At 71.5% G+C, this 21,613-nt stretch carries 21 protein-coding genes and 1 pseudogene; 14 read left to right on the top strand and 8 right to left on the bottom strand.

The genetic code is table 11. From position 1 onward, the window contains the following. From AB0D53_RS02425 to AB0D53_RS02435, 3 genes and pseudogenes are all read left to right on the top strand, one after another. A pseudogene (locus AB0D53_RS02425) lies at window positions 1-306 on the top strand (cytochrome ubiquinol oxidase subunit I); the annotation flags it as partial. Window positions 307-337: 31 nt separating this feature from the next. Next, window positions 338-679 carry a hypothetical protein gene (locus AB0D53_RS02430; RefSeq protein WP_362438854.1) on the top strand — a complete coding sequence of 114 codons (342 nt, stop codon included), beginning with the start codon at window positions 338-340 and terminating at the stop codon, window positions 677-679. Window positions 680-807: 128 nt separating this feature from the next. Beyond that, a complete protein-coding gene (locus AB0D53_RS02435) occupies window positions 808-2,169 on the top strand; it encodes an NAD(P)/FAD-dependent oxidoreductase (protein WP_362438857.1) in 1,362 nt (453 codons plus the stop codon). 64 nt (window positions 2,170-2,233) lie between these two features. On the opposite strand, the gene AB0D53_RS02440 is transcribed toward AB0D53_RS02435, so the two are convergent. Further along, entirely contained in the window at window positions 2,234-3,232 is a 999-nt protein-coding gene (locus tag AB0D53_RS02440) for an aldo/keto reductase family protein (RefSeq protein WP_362438860.1), read from the bottom strand. 87 nt (window positions 3,233-3,319) lie between these two features. Next, window positions 3,320-4,462, bottom strand: a complete 1,143-nt coding sequence (gene rho / locus AB0D53_RS02445; protein WP_362438863.1) for a transcription termination factor Rho — start codon at window positions 4,460-4,462, stop codon at window positions 3,320-3,322. A 370-nt stretch (window positions 4,463-4,832) separates the two neighbouring features. Between rho and AB0D53_RS02450 the strand changes: the two genes are divergently transcribed. After that, the gene (locus AB0D53_RS02450; protein WP_362438866.1) at window positions 4,833-5,714 is read left to right on the top strand and encodes a GNAT family N-acetyltransferase; all 882 of its coding nucleotides are present in this window, start codon (window positions 4,833-4,835) and stop codon (window positions 5,712-5,714) included. 54 nt (window positions 5,715-5,768) lie between these two features. Here the strand turns inward: AB0D53_RS02450 and meaB are convergent, their stop codons facing one another. The 3 genes from meaB to mutA are packed head-to-tail and all read right to left on the bottom strand — an operon-like array spanning window position 5,769 to window position 10,834. Next, window positions 5,769-6,758, bottom strand: coding sequence for a methylmalonyl Co-A mutase-associated GTPase MeaB (gene meaB / locus AB0D53_RS02455; RefSeq protein WP_362438869.1), 990 nt, complete (start codon window positions 6,756-6,758; stop codon window positions 5,769-5,771). Between the two features lie 12 nt (window positions 6,759-6,770). Beyond that, window positions 6,771-8,972 carry a methylmalonyl-CoA mutase gene (gene scpA, locus AB0D53_RS02460; RefSeq protein WP_362438872.1) on the bottom strand — a complete coding sequence of 734 codons (2,202 nt, stop codon included), beginning with the start codon at window positions 8,970-8,972 and terminating at the stop codon, window positions 6,771-6,773. Next, window positions 8,972-10,834: a methylmalonyl-CoA mutase small subunit gene (gene mutA, locus AB0D53_RS02465; protein ID WP_362438875.1), complete on the bottom strand. Its 1,863-nt coding sequence runs from the start codon at window positions 10,832-10,834 to the stop codon at window positions 8,972-8,974. The genes scpA and mutA overlap by 1 nt, the downstream gene beginning before the upstream one ends. Window positions 10,835-11,270: 436 nt before the next feature. Between mutA and AB0D53_RS02470 the strand changes: the two genes are divergently transcribed. The 4 genes from AB0D53_RS02470 to AB0D53_RS02485 all read left to right on the top strand — a co-directional run bounded on the left by AB0D53_RS02470 (window position 11,271) and on the right by AB0D53_RS02485 (window position 14,236). Beyond that, window positions 11,271-12,068 carry a tyrosine-protein phosphatase gene (locus AB0D53_RS02470; protein ID WP_362438878.1) on the top strand — a complete coding sequence of 266 codons (798 nt, stop codon included), beginning with the start codon at window positions 11,271-11,273 and terminating at the stop codon, window positions 12,066-12,068. 137 nt (window positions 12,069-12,205) lie between these two features. Further along, complete coding sequence (locus AB0D53_RS02475) at window positions 12,206-13,147, top strand: hypothetical protein (RefSeq protein WP_362438881.1); 942 nt, start codon at window positions 12,206-12,208, stop codon at window positions 13,145-13,147. A 137-nt stretch (window positions 13,148-13,284) separates the two neighbouring features. Further along, window positions 13,285-13,689, top strand: a complete 405-nt coding sequence (locus tag AB0D53_RS02480; RefSeq protein ID WP_362438884.1) for a DUF1992 domain-containing protein — start codon at window positions 13,285-13,287, stop codon at window positions 13,687-13,689. Window positions 13,690-13,744: 55 nt separating this feature from the next. Continuing rightward, a complete protein-coding gene (locus AB0D53_RS02485) occupies window positions 13,745-14,236 on the top strand; it encodes a GNAT family N-acetyltransferase (protein ID WP_362438887.1) in 492 nt (163 codons plus the stop codon). Window positions 14,237-14,306: 70 nt separating this feature from the next. Here AB0D53_RS02485 and AB0D53_RS02490 read toward each other — a convergent pair whose 3' ends face one another. After that, complete coding sequence (locus AB0D53_RS02490) at window positions 14,307-14,696, bottom strand: VOC family protein (RefSeq protein WP_362438890.1); 390 nt, start codon at window positions 14,694-14,696, stop codon at window positions 14,307-14,309. 212 nt (window positions 14,697-14,908) lie between these two features. Here AB0D53_RS02490 and AB0D53_RS02495 point away from each other — a divergent pair, with 212 nt between their 5' ends. Continuing rightward, window positions 14,909-15,217, top strand: a complete 309-nt coding sequence (locus AB0D53_RS02495) for a DUF6328 family protein (protein WP_362438893.1) — start codon at window positions 14,909-14,911, stop codon at window positions 15,215-15,217. Here AB0D53_RS02495 and AB0D53_RS02500 read toward each other — a convergent pair. Together AB0D53_RS02500 and AB0D53_RS02505 are read right to left on the bottom strand one after the other, a co-directional pair. Then, window positions 15,171-15,998 carry a VOC family protein gene (locus tag AB0D53_RS02500; protein ID WP_362438896.1) on the bottom strand — a complete coding sequence of 276 codons (828 nt, stop codon included), beginning with the start codon at window positions 15,996-15,998 and terminating at the stop codon, window positions 15,171-15,173. The two genes, AB0D53_RS02495 and AB0D53_RS02500, sit on opposite strands and share 47 nt — an antisense overlap. A 134-nt stretch (window positions 15,999-16,132) precedes the next feature. Further along, entirely contained in the window at window positions 16,133-16,465 is a 333-nt protein-coding gene (locus AB0D53_RS02505) for a DUF6479 family protein (RefSeq protein ID WP_362438899.1), read from the bottom strand. Window positions 16,466-16,671: 206 nt separating this feature from the next. Between AB0D53_RS02505 and AB0D53_RS02510 the strand changes: the two genes are divergently transcribed. The 5 genes from AB0D53_RS02510 to AB0D53_RS02530 all read left to right on the top strand — a co-directional run bounded on the left by AB0D53_RS02510 (window position 16,672) and on the right by AB0D53_RS02530 (window position 21,521). Continuing rightward, window positions 16,672-17,061, top strand: coding sequence for a hypothetical protein (locus tag AB0D53_RS02510; protein WP_362438902.1), 390 nt, complete (start codon window positions 16,672-16,674; stop codon window positions 17,059-17,061). Between the two features lie 115 nt (window positions 17,062-17,176). Then, entirely contained in the window at window positions 17,177-17,743 is a 567-nt protein-coding gene (locus AB0D53_RS02515) for a 2Fe-2S iron-sulfur cluster-binding protein (RefSeq protein WP_362438905.1), read from the top strand. Then, entirely contained in the window at window positions 17,740-18,726 is a 987-nt protein-coding gene (locus AB0D53_RS02520) for a xanthine dehydrogenase family protein subunit M (RefSeq protein ID WP_362438908.1), read from the top strand. The genes AB0D53_RS02515 and AB0D53_RS02520 overlap by 4 nt, the downstream gene beginning before the upstream one ends. Window positions 18,727-18,767: 41 nt before the next feature. Beyond that, complete coding sequence (locus AB0D53_RS02525) at window positions 18,768-20,867, top strand: xanthine dehydrogenase family protein molybdopterin-binding subunit (RefSeq protein WP_362438911.1); 2,100 nt, start codon at window positions 18,768-18,770, stop codon at window positions 20,865-20,867. Between the two features lie 150 nt (window positions 20,868-21,017). Continuing rightward, window positions 21,018-21,521, top strand: a complete 504-nt coding sequence (locus tag AB0D53_RS02530) for an ATP-binding protein (RefSeq protein ID WP_362438914.1) — start codon at window positions 21,018-21,020, stop codon at window positions 21,519-21,521. The last annotated feature ends 92 nt before the right edge of the window (window positions 21,522-21,613 follow it).

The raw sequence follows: 21,613 nt of genomic DNA on the forward strand, positions 1-21,613 counted from the left end.
CTGAACACGATCTCGACGATCTCCTCGTTCCTGCTCGGCCTGTCGATGCTGCCGTTCTTCTACAACGTGTGGAAGACCGCCAAGTACGGCAAGAACGTCGGGGTCGACGACCCGTGGGGCTACGGCCGTTCGCTGGAGTGGGCGACCTCCTGCCCGCCGCCGCGGCACAACTTCCTCACCCTGCCCCGGATCCGTTCCGAATCCCCGGCCTTCGACCTGCACCACCCCTCGGTCCGCGCGCTGGACGAAGCCCTCAACCGTACGGACACGGAGCTGCCCCGGACCCCGGGAGACGACCGGGCCTGAGAGCGCGGCGGCCCGGCGAGAGGAGGAGCGAGTGGACCCCGACAAGGACAGTGCCCGCGGCCTGGCACAGCTGCAGGGCTACCTGCTGTGGAGTGCCGAGGTCGAGGAGGCCCGCCGCCGGGCGGCCCGCTTCACCGACGAGCTGCCCTGGCTCACCACGGCCCAGCGCGAGGACGTGGAACGCGTCTACACCGCCGACCGCCTCGCCGCATCACGGGCGACGCTCGCCCGCATCTCCGCCCGCGCCACCTCGCTGCGCGGCGAGTACGAGGCGCGCTACCGCCTGCTCAAGGCGCGCTGCGTGGCCGCCGGTGTCGTGTTCGCCGGCGCGGTCGGCGGCACCTGTACCGCCCTCGCCCTGCTGACCCGCTGACCGGGCGTCGTCGTCCGTCCGCCGTTCCCAGCAGGCGAACTCGTCCGGACCTCGTGAAGATGGGACGACGGGCGCGTGCGACGGCAGGCGAACGGAAGACCGTACAGGCCCGAGAAGGGACGAACACTGTGGCACGACCCAGGATCCTCGTTGTCGGAGCCGGATTCGCCGGAGTGGAATGCGTACGCCGTCTGGAGCGCGGGCTCGTCCCCGGTGAGGCGGAGATCGCGCTCGTCGCCCCGTTCTCGTACCAGCTCTACCTCCCCCTGCTGCCGCAGGTGGCCGCGGGCGTGCTCACCCCGCAGTCGGTCGCCGTGTCGCTGCGCCGCAGCCGCAAGCACCGCACCCGGATCGTTCCGGGCGGGGCCATCGGCGTGGATCCCAAGGCGAAGATCTGCATCATCCGCAAGATCACCGACGAGATCGTCCATGAGCCCTACGACTACATCGTGCTCAGCGCCGGGAGCGTCACCCGTACCTTCGACATCCCCGGTCTGGTGGACAACGCGCGGGGCATGAAGACACTGGCCGAGGCCGCCTACGTACGCGACCATGTGATCGCCCAGCTCGACCTCGCGGACGCCAGCCACGACGAGAACGAACGCGCCTCGCGCCTGCAGTTCGTGGTGGTCGGCGGCGGTTACGCCGGCACCGAGACGGCCGCCTGTCTGCAGCGTCTCACCACCAACGCGGTCAGGCACTACCCGAGGCTCGACCCGAAGCTCATCAAGTGGCACCTCATCGACATCGCCCCGAAGCTGATGCCCGAGCTGGGCGACAAGCTGGGCCGAAGCGCCCTGGAGGTGCTGCGCGCCCGCGGCATCGAGGTGTCGCTCGGGGTCTCGATCGCCGAGGCCGCCCCCGAGAAGGTGACCTTCACCGACGGCCGGGTGCTGCCCTGCCGCACCCTGATCTGGACGGCGGGCGTCACCGCGAGCCCGCTGGTCAGCACGTTCGACGCGGAGACGGTACGCGGCCGGCTGGCCGTCACCCCGGAGATGCGCCTGCCGGGCTTCGACGGGGTCTTCGCCCTCGGCGACTGCGCGGCCGTACCGGACCTGAGCAAGGGCGACGGAGCGGTCTGCCCGCCCACCGCACAGCACGCCACGCGCCAGGGCCGCAGGCTCGCCGCCAACCTCATCGCGACCCTGCGCCACCAGCCGCTCCAGCCTTACGTCCACAGGGACCTGGGCCTCGTCGTGGACCTCGGCGGCAAGGACGCGGTCTCCAAGCCGCTCGGCGTCGAGCTGCACGGAGTCCCCGCCCAGGCCGTCGCCCGCGGCTACCACTGGTCGGCGCTGCGCACCAATGTCGCCAAGGCGCGGGTGATGACCAACTGGGTGCTCAACGCGGTCGCGGGCGACGACTTCGTACGCACCGGATTCCTGTCCCGGCAGCCGGCCAAGCTCCGCGACTTCGAGTACACGGACGCCTACCTCACACCGGCGCAGGTCCGCGAGCACACCGCCTCGCTGCACACCGGCAGCTGACCGCGCGCCGCTGCGCCCGGGGCCCCGCGGCGAGCGGGGCCCCGGGCGCGGAACCGCCGGCCGGTCAGCTGTTGCCCGCGTGCCCGGCCGTCAGACCGGGATTCCGCTCGGCCACCGGGTCCAGGATGTCGTCGATCCCCTTCATCAGCTCCGCGTCGAGCGTCACACCGGCCGCAGCGGCGTTCTCCGTGACCTGCTCGGGCCGGGAGGCGCCGATGATCGCGGCGGAGACATTGGAGTTCTGCAGCACCCACGCGACCGCGAGCTGGGCCAGGCTGAGACCGGCGGCGTCGGCGAGCGGCCGCAGCCGCTGGACGCGCTCCAGCACGTCGTCGCGCAGCCAGTCGGCGATCATGTTCGCGCCGCCCTTGTCGTCCGTCGCCCGGGAACCGGCCGGCAGCGGCGCGCCGGGCCTGTACTTGCCCGTGAGCGCGCCCTGGGCGATCGGGGACCAGACGATCTGGCCGATGCCCAGTTCCTCGGACGCGGGCACCACCTCGCTCTCGATGACCCGCCACAGCGCCGAGTACTGCGGCTGGTTGGAGATCAGCGGCACCCGCAGCTCGCGGGCGAGTCCGTGCGCGGCGCGGAGCTGGCCGGCCGTCCACTCCGAAACACCGATGTACAGGGCCTTGCCGGAGCGGACGACATCGGCGAAGGCCTCCATGGTCTCTTCCAGCGGTGTGGAGTGGTCGTAGCGGTGGGCCTGGTACAGGTCCACGTAATCGGTCTGCAGGCGGCGCAGCGAATTGTCGATGGACTCCATGATGTGCTTGCGGCCGAGCCCCCGGTCGTTGTGTCCGGGACCGGTCGGGAAGTAGACCTTGGTGAACACCTCCAGACTCTCGCGGCGTTCGTTCCTGAGTGCCCGGCCCAGGACGGCTTCGGCCCGGGTCTCGGCGTAGACGTCAGCGGTGTCGAAGGTGGTGATTCCGGCGTCCAGGGCGGCACGGATGCAGGCGACCGCCGCGTCCTCCTCCACCTGGGAACCGTGGGTGAGCCAGTTTCCGTAAGCGATCTCACTGATGGTCAGGCCGCTGCGGCCGAGCCGGCGGAACTCCATGTGGCTGCTCTCCCTGTGTTCGTGAGGCGCTGATCATGCAAGGTCGCTGCCACGCTATCGCGCCGGGCCGGCGCCGCCCGGGCGGGCTCAGGCCTCGGGGACGGTGCGGTGGACCGCGCGGAGGAAGGCCGGGTTGTCCGGGGTGCGGCGGATCCGGTCGAGCAGTGTCTCCAGCGCGTTCTGCGGTTCCCTCGCGTGCAGTGCGCGCCGCAGCCCCCGTATGGTTCGCAACTCGCTCTCCGGTACGAGGAGTTCCTCGCGCCGGGTGCCGGACGCGGCGATGTTCACGGCCGGGTGGATGCGCTTCTCAGCGAGCCGGCGGTCGAGCCGGAGCTCCATGTTGCCGGTGCTCTTCAGCTCCTCGAAGAAGTAGTCGTCGGCGCGGGAGCCGGTCTCCACCAGCGCGGTGGCAAGGATGGTGAGGGAGCCGCCCTCCTCGGCGCGTCGTGCGGCGCCGAAGAACTGCTTGGGCCCGAGCAGGGCGGCCGCGTCGACGCCGCCGCTGAGGGTGCGTCCGCCCGCGGCGGAGGCGTTGTTGTGGGCGCGGCACAGCCGGGTGAGGGAGTCGAGCAGGATGACGACGTCCTGGCCCTGCTCGACCAGCCGCTTGGCGCGTTCGACCGCGAGACCGGCGAGTGCGATGTGTTCCTTCGCGGGCCGGTCGAACGTCGAGGCGAGCACCTCGCCCCGCACGGACCGGCGCATGTCGGTGACCTCTTCGGGGCGTTCGTCGATCAGCACCACCATCAGACGGCACTCGGGGTGGTTCTCGGCGAGGGCGGCGGCGATCTGCTGGAGCAGCACCGTCTTTCCGGTCCTGGGCGGGGCGACGAGGAGTCCGCGCTGTCCCTTGCCGATCGGTGCGACCAGGTCGACGAGACGCATCGCGGGGCCGCCGGACGGTGTCTCCAGCCGCAGCCGTTGCCCGGGGTGGAGCGGGGTGAGGTCGTGGAAGTGCGGACGGGCGCGAAGGGCCTGCGGGGAAAGGCCGTTGACCCGCTCCACGGTGGACAGGGTGCGCGGCCGGTCGCAGAGCCCCTCGACGGCATCGCCCCGGCGCAGGCCGTGGCGGCGGATCAGTGCGGCCGGGACCACCACGTCGTCGGGGGAGGGGCGATCGCCCCGGACGCGCAGCGCGCCGTTGCCCTGGTGGGTGAGGTCGAGGACGCCTCGGGCCTCCTCGGCTGTCAACTCCTGCTGCAGGAGCGGGTGTTCAAGAGTGCTGGTCATGGAGAGCGGTCCTTTCGCGGACATGGCGAATGAAGGGGCCGGACGGCGCGGGCGGAAGAGATCACGCCCCGCACGACGGGCGGGAAAGCTCGGACGGAGAAAGCCGGGCCCGAACTGGGTGAGGTGACGCGGAGAGCCGGATCGCCGGTCGGAAGGAGACGGGCGCGGCGGCTTCGGAGAGGTGAATCTGCACCGGCGCCTCGAATCGAGGCGGACACATGTGCTGACTGCACCGTACCACGGGCGGGGCGGGGCGGGGCCGAGGCCCCGATATCCGGTTGCCGCGGCATTCACGGAGTGATGTGGTTCTCCGGGCCACCCGCCCGTTCACCCCGTTTCCGACCGGCGCCCCGGGCGCGGAGGAGTCACGTTGTCCCTACGCATCACCGCACTCGCCGACCCCGCCCGGGCCGACGGGAGCCACCGGCTGGCCTGGCTCGCCTCCGATGCGGAGGGCAGCCCGCTCGGCTCGGCGTTCCTGCGCGTCTTCACCCGCGAGGGCCAGGACCACCTCGCCGAACTGGAGGCGCATGTGCACCCGGCGGAGCGCCGCAAAGGGGTCGGCTCGCGGCTGTTCGAGGCAGCGGTCGCCGCCGCCCGCGACGAGGGCAGGCGCAGCGTCATTTCGCAGGTCGAGGCGGATTCCCCGGGGGAGGGCTTCCTGCGGGCCAAGGGCTTGCGCAAGGTGCTGACCCTGACCTACGTACGGCTCCCGCTGACGAAGGCCGACACCGGGGCGCTGCGCGAAGCGGTCGGGCAGCCGCATCCGGGCTACCGGCTCATCTCCTGGGACGGCACCGTACCGGACGAGCTCGCGGCGACGTTCGCCGCGTCCCGCCGGGCCATGGACGACATGCCCATGGACGACACCGACTTCGGCACGGTCGTCTGGGACGTGGACCGGGTCCGGTCCGTGGCGGCGGCCGTCGCGGCACGCGGCGACCTGCTCCACACGGTCGCGGCGGTCGACGAGTCCGACGCCACGATCGTGGGCTTCACGGAACTGGTCGTCCCGGGCGAGGGCAGGGGCGACGCCCAGCACTACGGCACCGGAGTCCTCCCCGAGCACCGCGGGCACGGCCTCGGCCGGTGGATGAAGACGTGGTCCGTCCTCCAGGCCCGCGAGAGCCACCCGGGCCTGGCGGGGCTGCTGACGGACACCGCCGACAGCAATACGTACATGCGGCGCATCAACGACGAGCTCGGCTACGAACCGACGCACAGGTCGGTCGAGTACCAGCTCGACCTGTAGGAGCGGTCCGTCCGGTGGCCGGGGCGAGGCCCCGGCCACCGGCCTTCTTCAGGATCAGGCCGTGCCCCGGAACGCGGCCAGGATCCGCTCGGCCGCCAGGGTGGCCGTCAACTCGCCGTCCCGTACCCGCTGTTCCAGCTCCGGGGTGAGCGCGCGCACCTGCGGATGGCCGCGCAGACTCTCCAGCAGCTCGTCCCGCACCATCGTCCAGGTCCAGTCGACCTGCTGGTCACGGCGCTTCGCGGCGAGCCGGCCGGTCGATTCCAGCAGCGCGCGATGCTGCTCCAGCCGTTCCCACAGCGTGTCGAGACCGGCCGACTCACGGGCGCTGCACGTGAGTACCGGAGGCGTCCACGCCGCGTCCACCGGGTGCATCAGCCGCAGCGCACCCGCCAGTTCACGCGCGGCCGCGCGGGCGTCGCGCTCGTGCGGGCCGTCCGCCTTGTTGACCGCGATCGCGTCCGCCAGCTCCAGCACACCCTTCTTGATCCCCTGGAGCTGATCGCCGGTCCGGGCCAGCGTCAACAGCAGAAACGTGTCGACCATGTTGGCCACCGCCGTCTCCGACTGCCCGACGCCGACCGTCTCCACCAGCACCACGTCGTACCCCGCTGCCTCCATCACCACGATGGACTCCCGGGTCGCCTTGGCCACCCCGCCGAGGGTCCCGGCGGTGGGGGACGGACGCACGAACGCCGCCGGGTCCACCGCGAGCCGCTCCATCCGGGTCTTGTCGCCCAGGATGGAGCCGCCCGTACGGCTGGAGGACGGGTCGACGGCCAGCACCGCGACCCGGTGCCCGAGCCCGGTGAGCATGGTGCCCAGCGCGTCGATGAAGGTGGACTTCCCGACCCCCGGCACGCCGCTGATGCCGATCCGCCGGGCGGCGCCGGAGTGCGGCAGCAGCTCGCGCAGCAACCGCTGGGCCAGCACCCGGTGATCGGGGCGGGTGGACTCGACGAGAGTGATGGCGCGCGCGATGTGCGCCCGCTTCCCGTCGAGCACCCCCTTCACATAGCTGTCGATGTCGATCTTCGGAGCCATCGGGTCAGCGGCTCACAGCTCGTGACCGAGCGCGGCACCGAGCCGCGTCACCAGGTCGTACGCGGCATCCGGGATGACGGTGCCGGGCGGGAACACGGCCGTCGCGCCCGACTCGTGCAGCGCCTCGACGTCCTGCGGCGGAATCACCCCGCCCACCACGATCATGATGTCCTCGCGCCCCTCGGCCGCCAGCTCCTCACGGAGCGCCGGCACCAGCGTGAGGTGCCCGGCGGCCAGCGAGGAGACACCCACGATGTGCACGTCCGCCTCCACCGCCTGCCGCGCCACCTCGGCCGGCGTCTGGAACAGCGGGCCGACATCGACGTCGAAACCCAGGTCGGCGAAGGCGGTCGAGATCACCTTCTGGCCGCGGTCGTGGCCGTCCTGCCCCATCTTGGCGACCAGGATGCGCGGACGGCGCCCCTCGGCCTCCTCGAACCTGTCCACCAGCGCCCGGGTCCGGTCCACGGAAGGGGATTCACCTGCCTCGTTGCGATACACACCGGAGATCGTACGGATCTGACCCGCATGCCTCCCGTACACCTTCTCCAGGGCGTCCGAGATCTCGCCCACGGTCGCCATCGCGCGGGCCGCGTCCACGGCGAGGGCCAGCAGATTGCCTTCGAGACCGGGGCCGGGCCCCTGTTCGGCCGCCGCCGTGAGCGCGTCCAGCGCGGCCCGGCAGGCCGGCTCGTCGCGCTCCTCGCGCAGCCGGCGCAGCTTCTCGATCTGCTGGGCGCGTACCGAGGAGTTGTCGACCTTGAGCACATCGATCTGCTCATCGCTCTCCACCCGGTACTTGTTCACCCCGATCACCGGCTGACGCCCCGAGTCGATCCGTGCCTGGGTGCGGGCCGCGGCCTCCTCCACCCGGAGCTTCGGAATGCCCGCGTCGATGGCCTGCGCCATGCCGCCCGCGGCCTCGACCTCCTGGATGTGCTGCCAGGCCCGGCGTGCCAGGTCGTACGTCAGCTTCTCCACGTACGCGCTGCCGCCCCACGGGTCGATCACCCGGCCGGTGCCCGACTCCTGCTGGAGCAGCAGCTGGGTGTTGCGGGCGATCCGGGCGGAGAAGTCCGTCGGCAGCGCGAGCGCCTCGTCGAGTGCGTTGGTGTGCAGCGACTGGGTGTGCCCCTGGGTGGCCGCCATCGCCTCCACACAGGTCCTGGTGACGTTGTTGAACACGTCCTGTGCGGTCAAGGACCACCCCGAGGTCTGCGAATGGGTGCGCAGCGAGAGCGACTTGGCGTTCTTCGGCTCGAACTCCCTGACCAGCTTGGCCCAGAGCAGCCGGGCGGCCCGCAGCTTCGCGATCTCCATGAAGAAATTCATGCCGATCGCCCAGAAGAACGACAGCCGCGGCGCGAACGCGTCCACGTCGAGACCGGCGTTCTTCCCGGCCCGCAGATACTCCACACCGTCCGCGAGGGTGTACGCCAGCTCCAGATCGGCCGTCGCACCCGCCTCCTGGATGTGATAGCCGGAAATGGAGATCGAGTTGTAGCGCGGCATCTTCTGCGAGGTGTACGCGAAGATGTCGGAGATGATCCGCATCGAGGGCTTCGGCGGATAGATATAGGTGTTGCGGACCATGAACTCCTTCAGAATGTCGTTCTGAATGGTCCCGGCCAGCTTCTCGGGCCCGACGCCCTGTTCCTCCGCGGCCACGATGTACAGCGCCAGTACGGGGAGCACCGCGCCGTTCATCGTCATCGACACCGACATCCGGTCCAGCGGGATGCCGTCGAAGAGCTGCCGCATGTCGTAGATCGAGTCGATCGCCACGCCCGCCATGCCGACGTCGCCGGTCACCCGCGGATGGTCGCTGTCGTAGCCGCGGTGGGTCGGCAGGTCGAAGGCGACGGAGAGACCCTTCTGCCCGGCCGCGAGGTTGCGGCGGTAGAAGGCGTTGGACTCCTCGGCGGTGGAGAACCCGGCGTACTGACGGATCGTCCAGGGCTGATTCACGTACATCGTCGGGTACGGGCCCCGCAGATACGGGGCGATGCCCGGATACGTACCGAGGAAGTCGAGCCCTTCGAGGTCGTGCCCGGTGTACAGCGGCTTGACCGCGATGCCTTCCGGGGTCTCCCACAGCAGGTCGCCGTCGGAACTGCCGGAGGACTCCTTCACCGAGGTGCGCCACCGCTCCTCGGACGCCTCGGCGGCGGCGCCCGGACCGAGCTCGATGCCGGAGAAGTCAGGGATACGCATTACGCCACATCCATACGGTCGAGAAGGGAGGAGAGCACGGCCACCACATCGGAGCCCGCGAAGACGTACTCGTCGACGCCGGTGTACCCGGCGGGCCGGCCGGCGAGGAACACCCGCAGCGCGCCCGCCGACCCCAGCGCCCCGGCGACCGCCGCGGCCTGCTCGGCGTAGAGCGCGTCGCTGGAACAGAGGCACGCCACGGTCGCCCCGCCGGCCCGGAACGCGGCGGCGGCCGAAGCCGCGTCGACCGGGACCGGACCGTGGACCGGCTCGATGCCGCCCGCCTGGAAGAGGTTGGCGGCGAACGACAGCCGCGCGGTGTGCGCCGCGGCGGGACCGAGCGCGGCGAGGAAGACCTTCGGCCGCTCCCCGGTCGCCGCGAGGTGCGCGTCCGACCGGGCGCGCAGCGCCTCGAACGCCTCGTCGCGGCGGACCCTGGGCAGACCGTCCGGGGCCGCGGCCGGACCGTCCGGGGCCGGTTCGCGTTCCACCGGCCGCTCCGACAGCTGCGGGAACTCGCTGACCCCGGTGATGGGCTCCTTCCGGCGCGCCAGATCCTTGCTGCGCGCCGCCCAGGTGGCCGCGAGACGCTCGCCGATCATCCCGGAGCGAAGGGCGGCGGCCTGGCCGCCGGAGCCTTCGATCTCCTGGAAGAACGACCATGCGGCGTCGGCGAGTTCGGCGGTGAGCCGCTCCACGTACCAGGAGCCGCCCGCCGGGTCGATGACCCGGGCCAGGTGCGACTCCTCCAGCAGGATCGTCGACGTGTTGCGGGCGATGCGCCGGGCGAACGCGTCCGGCAGGCCCAGCGCGTGATCGAACGGCAGCACGGTGACGGAGTCGGCGCCGCCGACACCCGCGCCCAGACAGGCCAGCGTCGTGCGCAGCATGTTCACCCAGGGATCGCGCCGCGTCATCATCACCGACGACGTCACCGCGTGCTGGCGCTGGGCACCGGCCCCGGCCGCTCCGCACACCTCGGCCACCCGGGACCACAGCCGGCGCGCGGCCCGCAGCTTGGCGATGGTGAGGAACTGGTCGGCGGTTGCCGCGTACCGGAACTCCAGCTGCCCACAGGCGTCTTCGACCGACAGGCCGGCGTCCGTCAGTGCCCGCAGCAGGGCGACACCGGTCGCCAGCGAAGCGCCCAGTTCCTCGGCCGCCGAACCGCCGGCCTCGTGGTACGGCAGCGCGTCGACGGTCAGCGCCCGCAGCCCGGGAAGCTCCCGTGCGCACCGCTGTGCCCAGTGGACCGCGGCCGACAGATCGGGCTCGGCGCCGCTGCGGGCCCCCGCCCCGAACGGGTCCGCGCCGAGGTTTCCGCGCACACTCGCCGGGTCGATTCCCCGCTCCGCGCAGATCCGCAGCAGCTCCGTCGCCGCGACGTCGGTCTCACCGCCGGCATCGAGCACCACGGGGGCCAGATCGAGGTAGACGCCGTCCAGGGCCCCCGCCAGCGCGGACACCGGAACACCCGTGGCACCGCCCACGGTCAGCCACAGCGAGGTGACGCCGTTCTCCAGATCCGCGAGTACCGCCTCGTTGAGGCGCGCGGGATCCGCGAGGCTGTGCCGTTGCCGTACGTCCCAGCCGTCCGCCGCGTTGCCCTCGGGCTTGCTGCCGCGGGTGAAGGGGGCGAAGCCCGGATATCCGGCATCGGGCGCGCTGTCGCGCGAGGTGTAGAGGGGGCGGGTGATGAGCCCGTCCTCCACCGTGGTGGACAGTGCTTCCTCGGCGGCCGGACCCTCGGCGTCCTTGCCCGACTTGCGCAGCACGCCTTCGACGAGGCGTTGCCAGTGCTCATGGGCGGGGGCGGGGAATTCGGCGGCCAACGAAAGCCCGTCGGCAGGCAGGACCGTCATGCCCAGATGCTAGGTCAGGGCGCTTGAGGGCAGCATGGCTTCCGCTTGTGACCTTGCCCTCTCCGGAGCGCACTTGATCCTTCACCCACCGTCGCGTAGACGACCGGCCACCGCGCGCGGGTGAAGATTTCGCCGGCCGGTCCGTCCTGCGGCCTGCGGGAATCCCCGGTCCCGGAATTCGAGGGTCTTCTTGTCGCGTCGCGCGCCGATCGGCGGAGCCCCTCGGCCGGTTTTCCGGAAAGGACACCGCTATTGGTGTGGTGTGCCGCTGACCAGGGTGGAGGCGGTTGCGATTTCACATTTGCATGGCCTTCGCCGGTGCCCCCGATCGATGCCGTCCGGCGTTTTACTTTGTCGATTTCCCGACCGCATGCGACGTTTGATCAGGCCAGGTCGAATGAATTCGGATACCCGTCGGGAAAAGGGGAAGTTCATCGTGCAAACAGCCAGGGCCGTCCCGGCATCCACTGTCCTCAACCTGCGCGACCTGGGCGGCATCGCCCTGGGCCCGGATCACCGGGTCCGGGCGGGTGCCGTGCTGCGGTCCGGGCAGCTCAGCGGGCTGGACGCGGCGCAGGACTCGCAGGTGGCCGCGCTCGGCATCCGCACCGTCGTCGATCTGCGGACCGCCGACGAGCGCGCCGCGGCACCCGACCGGCTGCCTCCCGGGGCGCGGCTGTTCGTCGCCGATGTGCTCGGGGACAACCCGGGTGTGGCGCCTGCCCGGCTGCGTGCGCTGCTCACCGATCCCGCCGAGGCGGGGCGGACGCTGGGCGGCGGGAAGGCGGAGGGTCTGTTCGCGGACACCTACCGGCAGATGGTGCTCTCGCCGGGTGCGTCCGCCGCCTACCGGGCCTTCGTCGAGACGGCTGCCGACGAGCGTGCCCGCCCGGTGCTCTTCCACTGCACGGCGGGCAAGGACCGTACCGGCTGGGGCACCGCTCTTCTCCTGATGATGCTCGGCGCGTCACGTGAGGTCGTGCGCGCCGAGTTCCTCGCGGTGAACCCCGTGCTGAGAGCCGCTTTCGCGCCCTACGTGCAGGACTTCCTCGACGCGGGCGGCGAGCCGGAGATCGCGTCCGCGATCACCGAGGTCCGCCCGCGCTACCTCGACACTGCGCTGGACGCGGTGGAGGAGAGGTGGGGAGGGCTCGACGGCTATGTGAGCGACGGTCTGCGCATTCCCCGAGCGGCGGTGGAACGGCTGCGCGACGGACTGGTGGTGCCCGCCTGAGCGGCGATCCGGTCGTTCTCTCCTCCCGCGGATTCCCGGAACGGCAGGTGCCCAGGGTTGACTCGATACCCCCAGGGGGTATGTTGTGGTGCATCGGGAAGCGCTGCCTCCCGGTCCACCCGATGGAGGAAACCGTCATGAACAACGCACTGAGGATCACCGCCTTCGCCGCCGCGCTCGCCGCGACCTTCGGGACCGCGTACGCGGTGGGCGGGGGCGTCGACCCGCTGGTGGCCGCGGAGGACCGTCCCACGGGGCAGCACGGTGGTCACGGCGGGGGAGAGGAGGGCGGGACGAAGGCGGCGGCGGACCACGCACCCGGTGGACTGCAGGTGTCCGAAGGCGGCTACACGCTGGCCCTTCAGACGCCCACGGTCCGGGCCGGGGTCCGCTCCGAGATCCGGTTCGCCGTCAAGGACGACAGCGGGCGCAAGGTCACCGCGTATCGGCGTGAGCACGGCAAGGAACTGCACTTCATCCTCGCCTCCACCGACCTCACCCAGTACCGGCACCTGCACCCCGTCCGTGACGCCGACGGCACCTGGTCGACGCCGGTCGACCTGCCCGAAGCCGGCGGCTACCGAGTGTTCGCCGACTTCACCCCGGCCGCGGCGGGTGCCGAGAACCTCACGCTGGGAGCGGATCTGGCCGTCTCCGGCGCCTATCGTCCCGCCGCTCTGCCCGCCCCGGGCGCCACCGCCGAGGTCGACGGCTACCGCGTCACGCTCGGCGGTGAACTCCGCGCCGGCCGGGCCGGCGAACTCAAGCCCTCCATCAGCAAGGACGGCCGTCCCGTCACCGATCTGGAGCCCTACCTCGGCGCATACGGGCACCTGGTCGCCCTGCGCTCGGGCGACCTGGCCTATCTGCACGTCCACCCGAACGAGGGAGGGCCGGGTCCGGTGGTGTCGTTCACCGCGACGGCGCCCAGTGCGGGCACGTACCGGCTCTTCCTCGACTTCAAGCATGAGGGCAAGGTGCGCACGGCGGCGTTCACCGTCCGTGTGGGGGAACCGGGAGACGGGGACGGTGCCCACGGGGAGAGCGGCGCCGGGGAGCCCGCCGCGCACGCCCACTGACGCGAGCGGTTCGCGCCCCGAACCGGCCTTGTGGCAGGGCGCGTTGTGCAGGCGTGGGCAAGGGTGTGCCGGGTTCCCCCTCGGGCCCTGGGTATCGTGGAAGGACCGGATTTCGAATCCTCCGAGAGGGGCGTACGTTGACCGAGCGCAAGCCTGCGGGCGTCAGCTTCGAATCATGGGTCGACAAGCAGATCCGGGAGTCCGAGCAGCGTGGCGACATCTCGCAGCTGCCGGGATTCGGCAAGCCGCTCGAAAGCCTCGGGGCTCCCTACGACGAGAACTGGTGGATCAAGCAGAAGATGCAGCGCGAGGGTGTGTCGGTGCTCCCGCCGACGCTGGCCCTGCGCAAGGAGGCGCAGGACGTGGCCGAAGCCGTGTCCGGGGCGCGGACGGAGGCCGAGGTGCGGCGCATGCTGACCGAGGTCAACGAGAAGATCCGGTCGGCCGTCCGGCGGCCGCCGCCGGGACCGTTGCTGAACCTCAAGCCGTTCGACATCGACGCCGTCGTCGAAGAATGGCGTGCCGCGCGCGATCGCCCATAGCTCCCGATCGGCTCGCGAGTGGGTGCCCGGCGACCGGATGCGTAATACTCCACCCATGAAATCGAGCATTACGCGCCAGGGTGGCGGGGAGCGGCGGGAGACCGTGCGCATCAGGCGGGCCACCGCCCGGGACGCGAAGCGGCTCACCCGGCTGGTCAGGTCCTCCCGCGCCTATGAGGGGCAGTACGCCGCCATGGTCGCCGGATACCGGGTGGGTCCCGACTACATCGAGACCCATCGGGTCTTCGCCGCCGTGGAGCCCGGAACCGAGCGGGTGCTGGGTTTCTACTCGCTCGTTCTCGAGCCGCCGGAACTCGACCTGATGTTCGTCGCCGACGACGCACAGGGACTCGGTATCGGGCGGCTGCTCGTCGGGCATCTGCGCGGTGAGGCGGAACGCGCCGGCCTCGCCGGGGTCCGTGTCGTCTCGCACCCGCCGGCCGAGGGCTTCTACCGCAGTGTGGGTGCCCGGCGCACCGGCACCCTGGCCGCCAACCCGCCCGCGGTGATGTGGGACCGGCCCGAGCTGCTGCTGCCGGTCTCCTGATCGGGCACGGCGCGGTCCGGCCGGGACCCGTGCGTGAGTCCCGGCCCGACTCCCTTCTCAGGACGCCGTGTTACGAGGGGAAGCCGCCGTACGGGCGCGTGATGATCTCCATGGCGTGACCGACCGGATCGAGGAAGTACACGCCCCGGCCGCCGTCGTTGTGGTTGATCTCGCCCGGATGCTTCCTGTGCGGATCCGCGAAGTACTCGATCCCGAGTTCCTTGATACGGGCGTACGCGGTGTCGAACTCCGCCTCCGAGATGAGGAAGGCGTAGTGCTGCACGGTGATCGAGGCTTCGGGAATGGTCGCGAAGTCCAGTGTGACGCCGTTCGCGGTGGTGACCGGGATGAACGGGCCCCACTCCTCGCCGATTTCGAGCCCCAGTATGTCCGCAAGGAACTCGGCGGACTTCCGGTTGTCCCGGGAGTGGATGATGGTGTGATTCAACTCGACTGACACTGTGGAATGCCTCCAACGGGCATCTCACGGGCACCTCCACGCCTCACCCGGCCGGTGACCGACGCGCGATGCCGTTACCGAAATCGTAGGTGAGGTCGAACTGATCGTCGAGGCCCGGTGAGTGATCCGGCCAGCATCCCGGCCTCGGTGGCCGGTTCCGGTGGGGGAGGGGGCAAGGCGCAGTACTCCGGGTATGCGGGCGGAGGCTCCCGGTGACCTCGACAGCATGTCTTCCCGACGGTCGGGGCCGCGACGACGGCCGCCACGAGACGCCCGAGGAACGCGCGGACCGGCGGTGGACCGATCTGCTCCAGGAACTGCGCGTGGCCCTGCACGGCTCCGTCGCCCCGAGGCTGGTGGGAGCCATGGCGCTGTGGTTCCTGGTCTGCTGGTCCGTCCTCCCGGCCCGGGCGCCGGCCCGCTCCTCGTCCGCGCACGGAGAGGACCGCGGCCCCGGCCGTACGAACGGCCCGGTCAGCCGAATTCGTCCGCCGCGAGCCCCCGGAGGTCCGAGACCGTGAAGAGGCCGCCGTCCGGATCCAGCAGGGTCGCCTCGCTGCCATGGGGCAGGGTCCGCTGCTCCACCAGGCTGCCGCCGTGCTCCCTCGCCGCCGCGACCGTGGCCGGCACATCGGTGACGGGGAAGTGCACCTGCCAGTGCGGGCGGACCAGCGGGTCGGGCGCCGCCTCCACCGCCCCGGAGCTGATCCGGGCGAGCCGGCGCCCGTCGCATTCGACGATGACCTCGTCCTTGTCGTACGACACCTCGCAGCACCCCGGGCGCCCGCTCGCCCAGTCGAGCACCTCACCGTAGAAGATCGCGGCGTCGAAGGCGTTCCTGGTGTGCAGACGCAGCCAGGCGTGCGAGTGGCCGTCCGGCGCGGGCGGTGAGGTCGCGGGCTCGATCCGCTCCCAGATACCGAACACCGCACCGTCCCGGTCCGCCGCCAGCGCCCCGCGCCCCTTGCCGAGAGCCATCGGCCCCACGGCGACCGTGCCGCTGCGCTCACGGATGCGTGAGGCGGCCGCGTCGACGTCGGTGACGGCGAAATAGGGCGTCCAGGCCACGGCCACCCGGTACGCGGTCGCCACCGCACCGATCCCGGCGACCGGTACGTCGCCGCGGCGTGCGACCGAGAACTCCTGCCCCAGCTTGGCCGGGCGGAAGGTCCACCCCAGCACGGCGGTGTAGAACTCCTGTGCCGATCCCAGGTCGCGGGTCATGAGGTTGACCCAGCAGGGCGCTGCGGATCCGGTCAGCGGCGCCGGTGTCGGCGCCCTCCCCGGGGGGCTTCCGGTCATGGTCCTACTGCCTTCATCGGTTGCGAGGTCTGCGTACGCCCGTGGCCGCCGGGCCTCACCAGCCTCACCGGGCGCGGCCGCCCCCGCAACACGCGATGCCCCCACCGCGTACCGATGCCGGGAAGCCCGCGGCGTCAGTCGCGCTGCTCGTCGGTCTCGCGGGGGATGGGCTCGTTCCCGTGGTCACCGAGTTCGTACGGCGAAAGTCCACGGCGGTCGGGCGGGAAGTGGTCGTCGCCGTGCACATCGCGTTCCTCGATGTGGCTGCGGTGGTCCGGCCGTGGTGGCTGCTCGTCGGGTCTGGGCGGTGGCAGCTCCTCGGCCCGGCGCCGCCTCCCGAGCCAGACCGCACCGATCAGCACGGCCACCAGCACCACTCCGACGATGCCCATCACCGACCCGGTGGCGCCCCGCCCGTCGGCGAAGGTGAGGGCCAGCGAGCTCAGGTCTGCGTTCGAAACGTCCATGATTGCCGGATACCCCGAGGTGGGGCCCTCACTCAATAATTCACATGAATTCATGTTTTAAGTGGATATGACCTGAAAGGCGTTTCGCTTCGAGAGGTGGCGATCCGTTCGAATTCCGGTGGTCTCGTGTCGCCGTCGCCCTGCCGCGGGGTGAGCCTGGAGGCATCACCGAATCGCCCCAGGGGCACGGAGCGGAAGGAACCGCGGTGAACACCATCAAGGAGAAGCAGACGCAGGACAGCGGGTACGTCGAGGAGGTCTCGGTCGTCATCAGCGGGTGCGAGAAGGCCGACGCGCGGATGGTCTTCGATGTGCTGCGGGCCGCGTTCACCACCGACCGGGCCTCGGCCGACGTGCCGCAGAACCTCGCGGGCAGGCGCCCCACCGCATGGGTGGTGACCGTCGACGTCACCGAGGCGAGGGTGGTCTCCGGGCCGGTCGCGCTCGGCGCGCCCGTCAGCGTCGACGTGCAGGGGGGTTACTGGGCGGTGGAGCGGCTCCGCCAGAGCCTGGCGCACGCCTTCGACGTCAAGGTCGTCGGGACCGTCTCCGGCGACCAGGAGGAGGAGGTGCGGCTGCGCCTCTCCAGCCGGTAGACCGATGGGCCGACAGGCCGAAGGATCGCGGCCCGGCAGCGGAGCAATGGAACCGGAAGTCACCACACGTCTGGTAGAAAACGGACAAAAGGCCACCTCTGAAAGGTGCGAGTGCGTGGACCCCTCTCGCGGGCGGGACGACGGTGCGCGACAACCGGCGGCGACCGGTGACCGTTCCACCCTGACACTGCAGATCAACGGAACCGAGCGGACGCTCACGCTCGATCACCGCACCACCGTCCTGGACGCCCTGCGCGAGCACCTCGGCCTCACCGGTGCCAAGAAGGGCTGCGACCACGGACAGTGCGGGGCATGCACCGTCATCGTCGACGGGCGGCGCGCCAACAGCTGCCTGCTGCTCGCCGTCGCCCACGACGGCGCCGCCATCACCACCGTCGAGGGCCTCGCCGACGGCGAGCGGCTCCACCCGCTCCAGGAAGCCTTCCTGGACCGCGACGCCCTCCAGTGCGGCTACTGCACCCCCGGCCAGCTCTGCTCGGCCGTCGGCATGCTCGGCGAGGCGGCGGACGGCTTCCCGTCCCACGTCACGCCCCGGCACGCACCCGGATCGGCCCCGGCACCGCTCGGCGCCGACGAGATCCGCGAGCGGATGAGCGGCAACCTGTGCCGGTGCGGCGCGTACCCCCGTATCGTCGAGGCGATCGAGGACGTGGCGCCGTGAAGCCCTTCGCCTACCTCCGCGCCCGGTCCGCCGACGAAGCGGTCCAGGAGAGCGCCGCCCGCCCCGACGCCGTGTTCCTCGCCGGCGGCACCAACCTCGTCGATCTGATGAAACTCGGTGTCGAGGGCCCCGAGCTCCTCATCGACATCAGCCGGCTGCCGCTTGACCAGGTGGCCGACACCGCGGACGGCGGCCTGCGGATCGGCGCGACGGCGCGCAACAGCGACCTGGCCGCCCACCCCGCGGTACGCACCCGCTACCCCGTCCTGTCCCAGGCGCTGCTGTCCGGCGCCTCCGGGCAGCTCCGCAACACCGCCACCACCGGCGGCAACCTGCTGCAGCGCACCCGCTGCCCGTACTTCCAGGACACCTCCAAGCCGTGCAACAAACGCCAACCCGGCACCGGCTGCCCCGCCCGTGACAGCACCCAGCGCGACCTCGCCGTACTCGGTCACTCCGAGCACTGCGTCGCCACCCACCCCTCCGACATGGCCGTCGCCCTGTCCGCCCTCGACGCCACCGTCCTGCTGCACGGGCCGGACGGCGAACGGACCGTGTCCGCCACCGCGTTCCACCGCCTGCCGGGCGACACCCCCGACCGGGACACCGAGATCAGGCCGGGCGAACTCATCACCGAGGTGGTCCTGCCACCGCGCCCCGACGGCGCCGCCTCCCTCTACCGCAAGGCCCGCGACCGCGCCTCCTTCGCCTTCGCCCTCGCGTCCGTCGCCGCCGTACTGAGCGTCCGGGCCGGCCGGATCGAGCACGCGGCGCTGGCCTTCGGCGCACTCGCCCACCGGCCCTGGCGCGCACACGCCGCCGAGGACGTGCTCCAGGGTGCGCCGGCCACCGAGGAGACCTTCGCGCGGGCCGTGGACGCCGAGCTCGCCGCCGCCCGGCCGCTGCGCGACAACGCGTTCAAGGTGGGCCTCGCCCGCAACCTGGCCGTCGACGCGCTCGCCGAACTCGCCGCCGACAGCTGACCGACCGCACCGACGCCGACCCCTGCCGTGAGGACCCCGTCATGAGCCAGGCCCCGCCACCACTGGGCACCCCCGTCGTCCGCCGTGAGGGCCGGGACAAGGTCACGGGCACCGCCCGCTACGCCGCCGAGCACACCCCGCCGGGGTGTCTGTACGGCCGGCCCGTCCCCGCCACCATCGCCCGCGGCCGCGTCGACGCCATCCGCGCGGAAGAGGCCCTGGCCCTGCCGGGTGTGCACGCCGTACTCACCCATGAGAACGCCCCACGGCTGAAGGAGCCCGACGACCCGATTCTCGCCGTCCTCCAGAACGACCGGGTCCCGCACCGGGGCTGGCCCGTCGCGCTCGTGGTGGCCGACACCCCGGAGGGCGCCCGCGCCGGGGCGGAGGCGCTGCGCATCACGTACGAGAGCGCCGGGCACGACGTCCTGCTGACCGAGGACCACCCCGGCCTGTACACCCCGGAGACGGTCAACGGCGACTACCCCGCCGTCCGCGAACGCGGCGACACCGGCCGGGCCTTCGTCATGGCACCCGTACAGATCGACGCCACCTACACCGTCGGCGCCCTGCACAACCACCCCATGGAGCCGCACGCCACGACGGCGCAGTGGGACGAGAACGGGCACCTGACCGTTCATGACTCCAGCCAGGGCTCCACCACGGTCCGCGACAGCCTCGCCACCGCGTTCGGAATCCGGCCCCAGCAGATCACCGCCGTCTCCGAGCACGTCGGCGGCGGCTTCGGGTCCAAGGGCACCACGCGCCCGCAGACCGTGCTGGCCGCCATGGCCGCGCACCACACCGGGCATCCCGTCAAGATCGCGCTGCCCCGCCGCCAGATGGCCGCCGTGGTGGGTCATCGCGCCCCCACCGTCCAGCACGTCCGGCTCGGCGCCGACCTCGACGGCAACCTCACCGCCATCGACCACGAGAGCATCACCCACACCTCCACGATCAAGGAGTTCGTGGAGCAGGCGGCCGTGCCCAGCCGGATCATGTACGGCTCCGCCACCAGCCGCACCACCCACCGGGTGGTCGCCCTGGACGTGCCGAGCCCCTCCTGGATGCGGGCACCGGGCGAGGCTCCGGGCATGTACGCGCTGGAGTCCGCCATGGACGAACTCGCCTCGGCCCTCGGCATGGACCCCGTCGAACTGCGCATCCGCAACGACCCGGCGAACGAACCGGACTCCGGGCGCGCCTTCAGCAGCCGCGGCCTGGCCGCCTGCCTGGAGAAGGGCGCGGCGCGCTTCGGCTGGTACGACCGCGACCCGCGCCCCGCGATCCGTGAGGAGGGGCCGCTGCTGCTCGGCATGGGCGTCGCCGCCGCCACCTACCCCGTGTACATCGCCCCCTCCAGCGCCTCGGCGCACGCCGCCCCGGACGGCTCGTACCGCATCCGGGTCAACGCCACCGACATCGGTACCGGCGCCCGCACGGTGCTGGCGCAGATCGCGGCCGACGCCCTGGGTGCCCCGGTGGAGAGCGTCCGGACCGACATCGGCAGCAGCGAACTGCCCGACGCCCCGCTGGCGGGCGGATCGTCGGGCACCGCCTCCTGGGGCTGGTCCGTGCACAAGGCATGCACCCTGTTGCGGCGGCAACTGGACGAGCGCACGGGCCCGGTCCCCACCGACGGGCTCACCGTCACCGCCGACACCCGGCAGGAGACCGCGGAGGTGTCCCCGTACGCACGCCACGCGTTCGGTGCGCACTTCGCCGAAGTCGCCGTGCACTCACGGACCGGAGAGGTGCGACTGCGGCGGATGCTCGGTGTCTTCGCCGCCGGACGCATCCTCAACTCCCGTACCGCGCGCTCCCAGTTCATCGGCGGCATGACCATGGGGATCGGCATGGCGCTGACCGAGGCCAGCACCATGGACCCCGTCTTCGGTGACTTCACCGAGAGTGATCTCGCTTCCTACCATGTACCGGCCTGCGCCGACGTGCCGGAGATCGAGGCGCACTGGATCGACGAGGAGGATCCCCATCTCAACCCGATGGGCAGCAAGGGCATCGGCGAGATCGGCATCGTCGGCGCCGCCGCGGCCGTCGGCAACGCCGTCCGGCATGCCACCGGTATCAGACTGCGCAGCCTCCCGCTCACCCCGGACACGCTGCTGCCCTACCTCCTGTGACCTGGGCGGTCGTCCCCTGTGTTGCGCGACCGGTGCGGCCGGGTCACCCTGTTGAGTGACCCAGAAGTGACATCTGCTCACTCTTCGTGTTCGGGGGTTGTTGTCCAACGGGGCGAAGACAAGTGGGCCTCGATGTGAGGAGCCTCGACGATGACCGTTCCACTCGACCGGCACTATCTGGTCGAACTCCAGGTTTCGGCAGAGCGTGTGTCCCAGCTGCGGCGAATAATCGCGGCACACCTCCGCCACTGGAGTCTCGAACTCCACATCCGGCCGGTGTGCCGGGGAGTGGAGGAGCTGCTGACCAATGTCCACCGGCATGTCGGTGACGACAACAACTGCGTCGTCGAACTCCGCTGGTCCGGGCGGCATCTCACGGTCTCCGTCGCCGACAACGGCTCCGGGATGCCGCGGCTGCTCAGCGCCGGTGGCGGCGGCCTGAGCCGGGTCATGGCCCTGAGCGACAGCTGGGGCACCTGCCGTACGCCCGAGGGCAAGGTCGTCTGGTTCACCCGGTACGCCGAGGAGCCGTACAGCGTCGGCCTGGCGCCGCTTCCGCCGCTGCCCGGTGTGCGCGAGTTCCGCCGCTCGCCCGTCGTGGTCGCCGCTCCCGTCATCGAGCCCGTGACCGCGGCCGACCCCGCTCTCGTCTGAGCCGGGACACCGGGACCGCCGGCTCCGGTACCCGCCGAACGCTTCCCCCCACCGGCGCGGACGACGTGCGCACCGCGCGCGGACCGCGCCGG

Source organism: Streptomyces sp. NPDC048295, from assembly GCF_040652135.1.
In the GTDB taxonomy this organism is placed as follows: Bacteria; Actinomycetota; Actinomycetes; order Streptomycetales; family Streptomycetaceae; genus Streptomyces.